The organism is Mucilaginibacter sp. P25 (assembly GCF_050859465.1).
Classification (GTDB): domain Bacteria; phylum Bacteroidota; class Bacteroidia; order Sphingobacteriales; family Sphingobacteriaceae; genus Mucilaginibacter; species Mucilaginibacter gossypii.
The window spans coordinates 4,549,079-4,562,591 of record NZ_CP193937.1 but is presented as its reverse complement, the minus strand read 5'-3'; the positions used below and the strand labels follow the sequence as shown (position 1 = coordinate 4,562,591).

The window sequence follows — 13,513 nt, the reverse complement described above, 5'->3', positions numbered from 1 at the left end:
CCAGAACTATGTTAGGTTAGTAAACTATAAACACTATGAAACAACAATTTGATGCCACGCTTACGGGGACCGATAGCATTATTGAAGGTACAGCGCAACAGGTGACCTGGGCCGGTTATGCCAATGCATATGAGTTTAAATCGATAGATGGCACACTACATTTAGTAATTGTCAAAGACCAGGATGGCGAATGGATCAGGATTGATGGTACAGAGCCTTACCTTTCGAGCTGGATTGATGAACTGGCCGAACAGGCAGTAAGCCACTCTTTATAAAAAAGGAAGCCGGATCATTTGCCCCGGCTTCCTTCGTTATATTTCATATGATTAATCCAATTCAATTGGTTTCATTTTAGGCACCAGGAAATGCATAATGAGCCAGGCTAAAATGTAAGCGCTTCCGCAAACAAAGAACATAATATAATAGGCTATCTCAATTTTACCGATTGACCGGTAATACACAAACAGGTTTTTTTGCACGGCAAGCGACAGGAATACACCACCGATAGAACCGAACATGCCACCTAAGCCCGTTACCGAACCAATAGTGCGTTTTGGGAACATATCCGAAACTGTGGTGAATATATTAGCGCTCCATGCTTGGTGCGCCGATGCTGCTATCCCTATCACTATAACAGCAAGCCACATATTAACACCACCCAGAATTTGCGCAAATATGATTGGTATTACCGCCAGTGCGTAGATAAACATAGATGTTTTACGGGCTTTAAATACAGGCCAATCCTTTTTAATAAGGTTCATAGGCAACCAACCGCCGCCAACACTCCCAAAGGTAGACATGGTATAAACCAACGCAACGGGAATGGCTATTTCTGTGCCCTTTAAATGATACTGGCTTTCCAAAAATCGGGGAGCCAGAACAGGTAAAACCACCATATAGGGTCGGTAAGGAATTTACCTATAACAAATGCCCACGTTTGCTTAAACGAAAGCAGCTTGCCCCAAGATATTTTCTTTTGCTCAACTGGCTGTAAAGCTTCAGTTTGACTGTCATGATCACTGTTGATGTAATCAAGCTCGGCTTTTGATACCTTGCTATGCTTTGAAGGTGCGCGATAAATTACCTGCCATAATACAAGCCATATAAAACCGATTGAGCCGGTTATGATAAATGCCCAGCGCCATCCCCAGGCAGCTGCTATAAACGGAACCGTTAAAGGGGCAACTATAGCACCTATATTTGCACCAGAGTTAAATATCCCCGTAGCAAATGCACGTTCTTTTTAGGAAACCACTCGGCCACTGTTTTAATGGCTGCAGGAAAATTTCCCGCTTCACTAAGACCCAATGCAGAACGCACTACGCCGAAACCAAAGGTGCCGCCAACAAAAGCGTGGCACACCGCCGAAATACTCCATAGTAGTGTTGAAAGGAAATAGCCGAGTTTGGTGCCTATCTTATCGATGATCCGTCCGGCAGCCAGCAAACCTATTGAATAAGCTATTTTAAAAGCAATCTCAATATTGGCATAATCGCCATCATTCCACTTAAACTCCTTGGTAAGGTCTGATTTAAGCAAACTGATTACCGCCCGGTCAAGGTAATTAACGGTTGTTGCGAAAAACACCAGCGAGCAGATCACCCAGCGGTAGTTTCCAACTTTTTCTTCTCTCATTATAATTTAGGTTAACTGGCTATTTAATGGTTTGTACTATTTCAAGCAGCTTCAGGGTATCGTTATACAGTTTATCGTACTCCTGGTTTTCCAGTACGCTTTTGCTGATTAGTTTACTGCCCATGCCCACGGCGCATACCCCTGCTTTAAACCAGGTACTGATGCTGTCATGGTTCAAATCAACCCCACCTGTTGGCATGAACAACTGACCGGCAAACAAATCCCTGATTGAGGATACAAACTCAGGCCCCAGTATATTGGCCGGGAATATTTTTATCAGCGCAGCCGCGTTTTGTTGAGCTGTGTAAATTTCGGTTGGTGTCATACAGCCAGGAATCCATAACAAGTTGTGCTGCGCTGCCAGTTTGCCAACCTCGGGATTAACAATCGGTGATACGATAAAATCAGCTCCGGCAGCAATAAAAGCTTCAGCTTCCTGAACACTTTTGATGGTACCGATACCTAATTCCAGGCCCGGCATTTCGCCGTTTGCAAGGGCTTGTTTTAAAACCTTGAAGTTTTCGAGGGCGGCTGCACCGCGGTTGGTATATTCAAATACCCTAATGCCAGCTTTATAAAGCGTGCGGGTTATTTGCAGGCTTACTTCCGGGTCTTTATAAAAGAACAGCGGTAATGTACCCTGCTTTAATATCGCGTCAAGTACTATATCTTTTTTACTCATTGTTTCATTGTGTTATAAATTTGATCAACTCTTTTGGTGGTCGCATCGCCTTCAATAAATAGCTTCTCGAATGCGGCTGCCGTTGCAAAGTCCAGCAATTGCTGCGGATCTTGCTTGTTATAAAAGCCGTAAATAAGCCCGGCCATAAAGCAATCGCCGCTGCCAACTTTGTCAACCACGGTTTCGGTAGTATAGGTTGGGGAGTGATAAAAGCGGTTACCTGTATAAAGCGAAGTATAATATTCAACGCCTTTGCCTGCATCAAAGCGGAAGGTATTGGCAACAGCCCGGCAGCGCGGGTAGGCATCCATGATCCTTTCAGACAGAATAAAGCCCTTCTTTCAGGTAAATACTTTGCTGGCCCGATTCATGCATATCTGGCGTAACGGGAATACCAAGCATGGTTTCTTCGGCCCAAACATTACCCATAATGATATCGGCATATTGTACCAGTTTCGGCATGATCTCTACCGGCTTTTTACCGTACTGCCATAATTTGGGGCGATAATTAAGATCGACAGATATGGTGATATGTTTTTTGCTTGCTGCTTGTAAAACTTCTTCGCAAACATCGGCTGCAAGCTGATTCAAGGCCGGACAAATCGCACTGAAATGAAACCAGCTTACACCTTCCAAAACAACATCCCAGTTAACCATACCCGGTTTGAGGTCGGCAAAGGACGAGCCTGCACGGTCATATACAATGGCATTGTTCTTTACATCCTTACCACGGGTAAGATAATAAAGACCTATTCTGTTACCACTATGATGTATTGCTGATGTGTCGATACTTTTGCTTTCCAGGTAACTGATAATCTGTTCGGATAAGGCATTATCAGGCAAAGCGGTAAAATATTTTATTGGCTGCTCCCAAAGGGCTAAAGCATTGGCTACGTTAAGCTCGGCACCACCCATAAAAAATGGCAGCTTGTTGCTTTTTAACCATTGCCCTTCGCCGTCCGGGCACATGCGTAATAATAATTCGCCGAACGACAGGATGCTTCCCTTTGTATTTTCTATATTGCTCATTTAAAAATTGAAATAGTTTTTGGCGTTAAAATAGCAAATATCGCTCACGATCTTTCCTGTCCATTCAATATCGTTTGGTAATTCGCCGTTTTCAATGTCGTCACCCAACAAGTTACAAAGCAACCTGCGGAAATACTCATGCCTCGGGAATGACATAAAGCTCCTCGAATCGGTAAGCATCCCAACCAAACGGCTCAGCAGGCCCATGTTTGATAAAGCGTTTAATTGCTTGATCATGCCATCTTTTTGATCCAAAAACCACCAGGCCGATCCAAACTGCATTTTGCCGGCTACCGAACCGTCGTTATAGTTGCCCACCATAGTAGCAAACAACTCGTTATCGGCAGGGTTAAGGTTATAAATAATGGTTTTGGCTAACTGGTTAGTGGTATCCAATCTGTTCAGGAATTTGGATAATGCCCTGCCTTGTGCAAAATCGCCTATAGAATCCCAGCCGGTATCAGGCCCCAGATTGGTTAAAGCACGCGCATTGTTATTACGCAATGCACCAAGGTGGAATTGTTGTACCCAGCCTTTTTCATGATCCCAAATGGCAAAGTAATACAACATGGCCGATTTAAATTTCAGGATTTCCAAAGGCAACAACACTTCGCTGTTCCTTATTTTGGTAAAGATGGTAGCTATCTCTGCGTCGGTATAATCTTCGGCATAAATTTGCTCCAGTCCGTGATCTGATAATTTGCAGCCGTTTTCGGCGAAGTAATCGTGTCTTGCTTTTAAGGCCGAAAGATATTCATCAATGTTAGATATGGATACATTTGCCACTGATTCCAGTTGGTCAATGTATTTGTTGAGCCCGGCAATGTCATCGGCGTTCATAGCTTTATCGGGGCGGTAGGCCGGCAATACTTTCACGCTGTATCCATCCTGTTTCAGTTTCTGATGATGGCTAAGGTTATCCAACGGATCATCAGTAGTACCCACAACCTCTACATTTTTACTTTTTAAAATATTACGGATGCTGAACTCCGGCGATTGCAGTTTTTCGTTGCACTGGGCATATATTTTTTGTGCCGACGCTGGCGAAAGCAATTCATTTATGCCAAAATAACGCTGCAATTCAAGGTGTGTCCAATGGTATAGCGGGTTTCTCAAAGTGTAAGGAACCGTAGCAGCCCATTGCATAAACTTTTCTTCGTCGGTTTTATTACCTGTGATATAGGCTTCATTAACACCATTTGCCCGCATAGCGCGCCATTTGTAATGATCGCCATAAAGCCAGATCTGGGTTATGTTTTTAAAATTGATATCATCAGCAATCTGATCTGGCGGCAGGTGGCAATGATAATCAATAATGGGCTGATGGCTGGCGAACTCATGATATAAGCGCTGCGCCGTTTTTGTTTGAAGTAAAAAATCCTGATCTAAAAAATTCTTCATTGGTTATTGACAGATATATACCGGAGTTAGCGGTATAGTAGTTTATACTTGTAAGCGGCAAATTACACATCATACGGGCAAGTTGGAAGTAATAAGCCTAAACAATCCACGCAAACGTTTTCGTTGAGACGTAAAAACAACTACTATGAAGCAAAAAGGCGATGAGGTTATCACCCCATCGCCTTTTTTATCTATTGGTGAAATTTCTGCTACCAGAAAATCGAGTACAATGCAACCACAATACCTGTTACAATTAAGGCGCCTGCTAAAAATCCTCTCGAAGTTTTAAACATTGAGCCATCAATTTCGAGGCCGTTTGTTGTAACGCCCCTGGCCTGGTCAATTTTTGAAATAATGTACATACCGATAACGCACAGGATAAATACAAAACCCATACGGTCAAGGAAAGGGATTTCATATAACTTCGTTACTTTATCATCCTGCAAGGCTAATTTTGAGAAGCCATACGGCGACAGGAAGCTCAGGTCAATAAACTTTGGACAAAGTTTAAAGAAACATGAGAAAATGAAACCGCCAATAGTTGCAAATAAAGCCGCATTTGAAGTAGCTTTTTTCCAGAAGAAACCAAGGATAAACATGGCAAAGATACCCGGAGACACGAAGCCCGTATATTCCTGGATATACTGGAAGCCCTGCTTACCTTCGCCCATTAATGCTTTACCAATAAGCTCAGATAACAGGATACCTAACAATAAGGCAACAAGCACCGAGATTTTACCCAGGTTAACCAGTTTCTTATCGGTAGCTTCAGGATTGATTGCTTTTTTGTAAATATCCAACGTAAAGATGGTAGCGATACTGTTTGCTTTACCCGCTAACGACGCTACAATAGCAGCCGTTAACGCAGCGAATGAAAGGCCTTTTAAGCCGCTTGGCAATAAGTTTAATAATGATGGATACGCTTTGTTAGGATCCAAAACTCCGGATGAACTCGCCATTTCCTGGTGGAACATACCTTTTTGATATAAAAGGTATGCCGCAATACCAGGCAGCACCACAATAACAGGCATCAGCAACTTAAGGAAAGCTGCAAACAGGATACCGCCACGGGCGGTTTTAAGGTTTGCGCCCAAAGCTCTTTGGGTAATATACTGGTTACAGCCCCAATAGTTAAGGTTAGTGATCCACATGCCGCCTATCAGAACAGATAAACCAGGCAGATCCATGTAATTTGGATTATCCTTTTTAAAGATCATATGGAAGTGATCCGTAGCTTCGCTATGCAGGATCTTGAAACCATTGAGCAAGCCTGTTGTACCTTCTTTTTCGCTTAACAAAGTAAGTGCAAGGTAAGATGCCATTAAACCACCCAATATCAATACCGCTACCTGGATTACGTCGGTATAGCCGATAACCTTCATACCGCCCAGTGTAATAACTGCCGAGAATATGGCCAACAGCCAGATACACAAGTGAATATCAAGACCTGAAATACCGCTGACAGCTAATGCACCGAGGTAAAGGATTGACATTAAGTTAACCACAATGTACAGCAACAGCCAAAATATGGCCATGATCATGGCTACTGTTCCGTTATACCGCTGATGCAGGAACTGCGGCATGGTAAAGATCTTATTTTTAAGATATACCGGGATAAAGAAAACCGCCACAATGATGAGGGTGATAGCGGCCATCCACTCGTAAGTAGATATGGCTAAGCCCATTTTAAACGCAGACCCACTTGTACCTATAAATTGTTCGGCAGAGATATTTGAGGCGATGAGCGATGCTCCGATAGCCCACCAGGTTAACGACCCTTCGGCCAAAAAATAGTCTTTTGAGGTGGCATCGGCGTTGTGTTTACGCTTATACACCCACCAGCCGTAACTGGCAACAATTATAAAGTAGATAAAGAAAACAGCATAATCGCCATTTGAAAGGGTTTTGAGGTTCATTGTTTTGGTTTGTCTTTGGGTTTAATATGTATGATTGACAATTATAAACTATATATATCGATTTATCAAATTTTCGATGTATTCTTGTTTACCGCTTGTCACTTTAGGTTCGCCGTTAGCTATCGCATAGTTACGCAAATCTTCCAAAGAAACCTTACCCTCTTCAAAATCTTTCCCGGTGCCGGCATCAAATGACGCATACCTGTCGGTACGTAATTTTTTGTATTCTGATTTTTGCAGGATATTATCAGCTGTTACCAATGCCCTTGCAAAAAGGTCCATACCACCAATGTGTGCATAAAACAAATCAGCAGGATCAGTAGAGTTACGGCGGATCTTGGCATCAAAGTTAATACCACCACCCTGGAAGCCGCCTGCTTCAAGAATAATCAGCATACATTCTGTCACTTCATTGATATCATTCGGGAACTGGTCTGTATCCCAGCCATTCTGTGAATCACCGCGGTTAGCATCTATCGAACCTAATAAACCCGAATCGGCAGCTACCTGAAGCTCATGTTGGAAAGTGTGGCCTGCTAAAGTAGCGTGGTTAACTTCAAGGTTCAGTTTAAAATCATTGATCAGGTCGTATTTCTGCAAGAAGCCCAGTACGGTTGCTGCATCATAATCATACTGGTGCTTGGTTGGCTCACATGGTTTAGGCTCGATGAAGAAAGTGCCTTTAAAGCCTTGTTTGCGCGCGTAATCTTTAGACGCGTGTAAAAACCGAGCTAAATGCTCCTGCTCGCGTTTCATATTGGTGTTGAGCAGACTCATGTAACCTTCGCGACCACCCCAGAAAACATAGTTTTCGCCACCTAATGCAATAGTTGCATCCATAGCAGCCTTAACCTGCGCACCGGCATGCGCCAATACATGAAAATCGGGGTTGGTTGATGCTCCGTTCATATAACGTTTGTGGCTGAACAGGTTCGCAGTACCCCAAAGCAGTTTTACCCCGCTGGCAGCCTGTTTTTGTTTGGCATAATCAACCAAAGCCTGCAAACGACGATCATTTTCGGCAACATCATTGCCATAGTCAACCACGTCAACGTCGTGGAAACAGTAGTAAGGCAGGTTCATTTTGGTCAAGAACTCAAACGCTGCATCCATTTTGTCTTTAGCGCGCTCAACAGCGTCAGCTTTTTCATCCCATGGGAAAACGTGCGTAGCACCGCCAAACGGATCGGCACCGTTACCGCAGAACGAATGCCAGTAAGCACCTGCAAAACGTAAATGGTCTTTCATTGTTTTGCCTGCCACCACCCTGTCCGCGTCATACCAGCGAAACGCCAGCGGGTTGTCTGATTCAAGACCTTCAAATTTTATCTGGCCTATTTCTTTGAAAAATTCTTTTTCGCCTGTTACTATCATTTTAATTATTGAATTAGTGAGTTATTGAATTAGTGATTTTTTTATTGGGCAATTGTTTAATTATTTATTTGGATACACGGGCAACACCTTTCGCCTTTAACCTTTTCCCTTTCACCTCAGTTTCGCTTCTAAAAGGGCTTTCCACTCCTGGTAAACGGGCTCAAACTGGTCGGTTGTTGGTTCAACCAGTTTAATGGCTTTGATATTGCTGAATGCCTCGGCCGGTGATTTGAAGATGCCTGCGCCTATACCTGCGCCTAAGGCAGCGCCTACACTTCCGTCGTTATTATAGAGCTCGACAGGAACGCCTGTGGCATTTACAAAAGTTTGGGTAAACAGATCGCTCAGGAAAAGGTTGCTTTTGCCCGCACGGATCACAGTAGGGTTCATACCATTGCCGCGCATAATGTCAAAGCCATAACGAAACGACGAGGCTATCCCCTCCTGCACAGCCCTGAAAATATGTGCCGGTGTATGCAGGTTAAGGTCGATATTTTGAAAATGCGCGCCTACCTGCTTATTATTTAACATACGCTCGGCACCATTGCCAAAAGGCAGTACCTGTAGGCCTTCGCTGCCCAAAGGGGCTTTTTCAGCTTCGGCATTCATTTGGTTATAGCTATAGCCCGTACCGAACGTGTTTTTTACCCAGCGATATAAGCTTCCGGTTCCGTTAATACAAAGCAACACACCAAGTCTTTTCTGTTCGGTGGCATAATTAACGTGTGCGAAGGTGTTAATGCGCGATTGTTGATCATAAACCAATTGATCGTTTACTCCATATATAACGCCCGATGTGCCAGCAGTAGCAGCTACTTCGCCGGGATTTAGTACATTTAACGATAAGGCATTGTTGGGCTGATCTCCTGATTTATAGGTAACAGGAATGCCTGCTTTTAAATTCAGTTTTTCGGCGACTGATGCCTGCAAACTTCCGTGCGATGAAAATACAGGATTAATAACCGGAAACAGGCTTTCGTCAAAACCAAAATAATTGATGATCTCTTTGGAGATGCCATTGGTTTTGAAATCAAAAAACACCCCTTCAGATAATGCCGATACAGATGTGGTGATCTCGCCGGTAAGCTTCATGGCGATATAATCACCAGGCAGCATGATCTTATCTATTTTACTGTAGATCTCCGGTTCGTTCTCTTTTACCCAGGCCAGTTTTGAGGCCGTAAAGTTGCCCGGCGAATTGAGTAGATGAGATAAGCAATGTTCTTCGCCAATTGTAGCAAAAGCTTTATCGCCAATTTCAACGGCGCGGCTATCGCACCATATAATACTATCACGAAGTACGTTTTGATTTTTATCAACAAGTACAAGGCCGTGCATTTGGTAAGCGATACCAATGGCAGCTATATCTTTTGAGTTGTAACCTCCCTTAGCATGACAGCGCTCCAATGCTTTGTGCGCCTGCTCCCACCACATTGAGGGAGATTGTTCGGCCCAGCCGGGATGCAAGGCTTTAATTGGCGACTCCTGGTCAGGGTATTGTGCCGAAGCGATTGTATTTTGCGTTGCGGCGTCAACAACACTTACTTTTACCGACGAAGTACCTATATCGATCCCTAATAACAGCATAGCCTATTCAGATTTTTGTATGATTTTTTGGTTGTATTTATTAATTGGTAACTTAACGCAACGAAAATAAAGAAATAAATAAAAATTGCAATCGATTGCGTAAAATATTTTTTCCAATTTGCACGCTATAATGAAGAAAGTTAAACGCACCACCATTTATGACATTGCCGCAAAGCTCGGCATAACCGCGTCTTCCGTATCAAGAGCGCTGAATAACAGTAGCCAGGTGAACGAAAAAACCAGGGAGCTGATTATCAAAACCGCCGATGAGCTCAATTATAAACGCAACACCCTTGCCTCCAACCTGCGCAAAGGACATTCAAAAACTATTGGCGTAGTGGTGCCGCGGATAAACCAGAACTTTTTCAGTAACGTGATAGCCGGCATTGAGGAAACAACCTATCAAAAAGGATATAACCTCATCATATGTCAGTCGGGCGAGGTGCATGATAAGGAAATTCAATGTGTAAATACGCTCATTAATCAGCATGTGGATTGTATAGTGATCTCGGTATCGGCCGATAGCTATGATTACCAGCACCTGCAAAATGTGCTCGACCATGGCATTCAGCTGATCCAGTTTGACCGTGTTGCTGAAGAACTGGAAACGCTTAAAGTGATCAACGACAACGAACAGGCTTCATTTGAAGCGGTATCGCACCTGATAGAAAACGGCTATAAACGTATCGCTTTACTTGAAGGCCCCCAAAATCTCAACATTTTTCGCCAGCGAAAAAACGGGTACCTAAGGGCATTAGAAACGCATAAGGTGAAAGTGATTGACGAACTGGTGGTTGAAAATGCATGGACAAAGGAGCTTGGTGCCGAAGCTACCCGTAAGCTGCTTAACCTCCCCCACCCGCCGGATGCAATATTTGCCTCTACGTCTGATTTTTCGGCCTTAGGTGTTTTGGAGGTAGCCAATGTTATGAATATCAAGGTACCTTCAGAGTTAGGTATTTGCGGTTACTCTAATGAAGCTTTTACAGAGATTACCAGTCCATCGATAACCACTATAGATCAGTTTAGCGTTTATATGGGCAAAACCATTGGCAACCTGTTTTTCCAGGAGATTGCCAACGTCGAGGTTTCGGTTAAACCCAAGATTATCAGTATTAAGCCTGAGTTGATTATAAGGGGATCGACGAAAAAGAACAGCTCGCTCTAACCCCCTCTAACTAGGGCAAGCATAAAGTGAAGGCTACTTGTGCCGCGGCTTAGCAGCACAAATAGTTTTCGTTAATAGTCGGCCCTCCATACTTGCGCCAGTAAAAAGCATTGTCGTTTCTCTCTAGCAGTGAACACTGTGTTTGTAAATTTTTACTAAATTATCCTCATTAATACAACACTCGTCGGATAGAAAACATATTTTAAATTCAATATCGATAAGCATTTAGTTACAGATTTGTTACATTAAGCTTTAATTTCAACCATTATTTAAGTGTAACACATATGGATGATTTTTTAGCGGCCAGATCCCAAATGGCCTTATCGTTAGGTTTTCATATCATATACTCCTGTATCGGCATGGTGATGCCGGTTTTTATGGCGATATCACATTATAAATGGATCAAAACCCAGGACCCGGTTTATAAAAACATCACTGTAGCCTGGAGTAAAGGCGTGGCCATATTTTTTGCCACCGGCGCGGTATCCGGCACCATGCTCTCTTTTGAGCTCGGCTTACTTTGGCCCGGCTTCATGAAACACGCCGGACCGATCTTCGGGATGCCGTTTTCGTTAGAAGGCGTCGCCTTTTTCATCGAAGCTATAGCACTTGGCTTATTCCTTTATGGCTGGAACAAATTAAATAACTGGGTACATTGGACAGCCGGGGTTATTGTCGGTATAAGCGGCGTTGCATCAGGTATCCTCGTAGTGTCAGCCAATTCCTGGATGAACAGCCCTTCCGGTTTCGATTTTGTGAACGGACAGTATATCAATATTGATCCCATAAAAGCAATGTTCAATAAAGCCTGGTTTTCAGAATCATTGCATATGATTATAGCCGCCTTTTCGGCAACAGGTTTTGCAGTGGCCGGGATCCATGCGCTCATGATCTACCGTAAAAAGAATATCGCTTTCCATACTAAGGCGTTTAAAATAGCTATCATCTTTGGGGCAGCCGCAGCTATTTTACAACCTTTCAGCGGCGACTTATCAGCCAAAAACGCAGCTAAACGCCAGCCTGCAAAACTGGCCGCAATGGAAGCTTATTTCCACACCCAGGAATACGCACCGCTGGTTATCGGTGGTATTCCTGATACCGCTGCAAAAAAGTGAATTACGGTTTAGAGATCCCCGGCCTGTTAAGCTTTTTAGTGCATGACAATTTTAAAACACAGGTAAACGGGTTGGATAAAATCCCTGTTAAAAACCAGCCGCCAGTGGCTGTTACTCATTACGCATTCCAGATTATGGTGGGTATAGGCGTTTTGATGATGCTGATGGGGGGCATTTATTTTTACGAGCTCTGGAAAAAGAAGGACCTGCTCTCTAAACCATGGTTCCTGAAAACTTTTATCTGGGCGACACCACTTGGTTTTATAGCCCTTGAAGCCGGATGGACGGTGACCGAGGTTGGCCGCCAGCCATGGATCATACAAGGTGTTATGCGTACCAGCGAGGCAGTTACGCCAATGCCAGGTATCCAATATTCGTTTTACCTGTTCAGCTTTATTTATTTTTCGCTGAGTGTAGCTGTTATATTTTTATTAAAAAGGCAAATCCAGATGGTGCCTGAATTGTATGACCGTAAAACTGCCCAGCCATGATGTTATATATTGTAATTCTTTTTCTTTTTGCGGCTATCACCCTCTACTTTTTATTGGGCGGAGCTGACTTCGGTGCTGGCATTATCGAGCTTTTTACATCAACTGACAATAAACACCGCACCCGCAATATCATGTACCAGGCTATCGGCCCAATTTGGGAGGCCAATCACATGTGGCTGATCATTACAGTGGTAGTACTTTTTGTAGGATTTCCGGTTATTTATAGTGAAATGTGCATTTACCTGCATATTCCCTTACTGGTAATGCTGCTTGGAGTAATAGCCCGGGGCACCGCATTTTCGTTCCGTAATTATGACGCCATTAAAGACGAAAAAACACAGGCATTTTATACGCATATATTCGTTTATTCAAGTTTTGTTACACCATTGTTCCTGGGTATCATTGCAGGCAGTGCCCTATCCGGGCAGATTGATCCTAAAGCCACTGATTTTCTGCACGCTTACATCTTTAGCTGGTTTAACTGGTTTTCAGTATCTGTTGGCTTTTTTACCGTGGCACTATGCGGTTTCCTTGCAGCTATTTATATAGTTGGTGAAACGGAAGATGTTGACGAAATTAAACGCTACATCCGTAAGGCAAAGATTATGAACATAGCCGCCGTGATATGTGGTGCATTGGTGTTCTTAGCTTCTCATTTTGAGCACGTTCACCTGGCCAGCTGGATTTTTGGCAACCCCGTAAGCTTAGTTTCGGTAATTGCTGCAACCATTTCATTGGTAGTGCTTTATCTGATTATATCACACCGCAGAAACAGGCAATGGATCAGGGTGCTTGCTGCCTTCCAGGTGTGTATGATATTGATATCGGTAGGGTTTTCGCGCTTCCCGAGGTTCGTTATTTTTAAGGATGGCAGTTCTATGTCTTTACTTACCGAACATGCCAATAGCAATAGTATCGATGACCTGGGGATTGGTTTATTGGTGGGTAGCTTGTTTATATTGCCGGCGCTGGGCTATTTGTATTATGCGTTTAAAAAGAAAGACCGTTGATTTTTTTGATCACGCTGATTTCGTTGATTTGATTATAATATTTATTTGCAAAGCTTAACCGTCTTTATCTGTCTTGTTTAAAAGACGAGATGTGCTGTCAAATAT

Annotated in this window: 11 protein-coding genes and 2 pseudogenes; 4 read left to right on the top strand and 9 right to left on the bottom strand. The window is 43.3% G+C overall.

What is annotated here, in order from left to right; genetic code table 11:
* Positions 1 to 35 precede the first annotated feature (35 nt).
* Entirely contained in the window at positions 36 to 275 is a 240-nt protein-coding gene (locus ACRQ5D_RS22990; RefSeq protein WP_091164845.1) for a hypothetical protein, read from the top strand.
* Between the two features lie 51 nt (positions 276 to 326).
* On the opposite strand, the gene ACRQ5D_RS22985 is transcribed toward ACRQ5D_RS22990, so the two are convergent.
* The 9 genes and pseudogenes from ACRQ5D_RS22985 to ACRQ5D_RS22945 all read right to left on the bottom strand — a co-directional run bounded on the left by ACRQ5D_RS22985 (position 327) and on the right by ACRQ5D_RS22945 (position 9,624).
* A complete protein-coding gene (locus tag ACRQ5D_RS22985; RefSeq protein WP_432326737.1) occupies positions 327 to 896 on the bottom strand; it encodes an MFS transporter in 570 nt (189 codons plus the stop codon).
* Positions 842 to 1,635, bottom strand: a pseudogene (locus ACRQ5D_RS22980) (MFS transporter). The gene ACRQ5D_RS22985 and the pseudogene ACRQ5D_RS22980 overlap by 55 nt, the downstream one beginning before the upstream one ends.
* Positions 1,636 to 1,654: 19 nt before the next feature.
* Entirely contained in the window at positions 1,655 to 2,317 is a 663-nt protein-coding gene (locus ACRQ5D_RS22975) for a bifunctional 4-hydroxy-2-oxoglutarate aldolase/2-dehydro-3-deoxy-phosphogluconate aldolase (RefSeq protein WP_091164848.1), read from the bottom strand.
* A complete protein-coding gene (locus ACRQ5D_RS22970; RefSeq protein WP_432326735.1) occupies positions 2,314 to 2,628 on the bottom strand; it encodes a PfkB family carbohydrate kinase in 315 nt (104 codons plus the stop codon). The genes ACRQ5D_RS22975 and ACRQ5D_RS22970 overlap by 4 nt, the downstream gene beginning before the upstream one ends.
* Positions 2,629 to 2,635: 7 nt before the next feature.
* Entirely contained in the window at positions 2,636 to 3,346 is a 711-nt protein-coding gene (locus ACRQ5D_RS22965) for a PfkB family carbohydrate kinase (protein WP_432326733.1), read from the bottom strand.
* Positions 3,347 to 4,747, bottom strand: coding sequence for a glucuronate isomerase (gene uxaC / locus ACRQ5D_RS22960; protein ID WP_091164850.1), 1,401 nt, complete (start codon positions 4,745 to 4,747; stop codon positions 3,347 to 3,349).
* A gap of 209 nt (positions 4,748 to 4,956) precedes the next feature.
* Complete coding sequence (locus ACRQ5D_RS22955; RefSeq protein WP_091164853.1) at positions 4,957 to 6,663, bottom strand: sodium/sugar symporter; 1,707 nt, start codon at positions 6,661 to 6,663, stop codon at positions 4,957 to 4,959.
* A 48-nt stretch (positions 6,664 to 6,711) separates the two neighbouring features.
* Entirely contained in the window at positions 6,712 to 8,037 is a 1,326-nt protein-coding gene (gene xylA / locus ACRQ5D_RS22950; protein WP_091164857.1) for a xylose isomerase, read from the bottom strand.
* A 111-nt stretch (positions 8,038 to 8,148) separates the two neighbouring features.
* Positions 8,149 to 9,624: a xylulokinase gene (locus ACRQ5D_RS22945; protein ID WP_091164861.1), complete on the bottom strand. Its 1,476-nt coding sequence runs from the start codon at positions 9,622 to 9,624 to the stop codon at positions 8,149 to 8,151.
* A 130-nt stretch (positions 9,625 to 9,754) separates the two neighbouring features.
* Between ACRQ5D_RS22945 and ACRQ5D_RS22940 the strand changes: the two genes are divergently transcribed.
* From ACRQ5D_RS22940 to ACRQ5D_RS22930, 3 genes and pseudogenes are all read left to right on the top strand, one after another.
* Entirely contained in the window at positions 9,755 to 10,792 is a 1,038-nt protein-coding gene (locus ACRQ5D_RS22940; RefSeq protein WP_091164875.1) for a LacI family DNA-binding transcriptional regulator, read from the top strand.
* 284 nt (positions 10,793 to 11,076) lie between these two features.
* Positions 11,077 to 12,398, top strand: a pseudogene (locus ACRQ5D_RS22935) (cytochrome ubiquinol oxidase subunit I).
* Complete coding sequence (locus ACRQ5D_RS22930; protein WP_369596622.1) at positions 12,395 to 13,408, top strand: cytochrome d ubiquinol oxidase subunit II; 1,014 nt, start codon at positions 12,395 to 12,397, stop codon at positions 13,406 to 13,408. The pseudogene ACRQ5D_RS22935 and the gene ACRQ5D_RS22930 overlap by 4 nt, the downstream one beginning before the upstream one ends.
* The last annotated feature ends 105 nt before the right edge of the window (positions 13,409 to 13,513 follow it).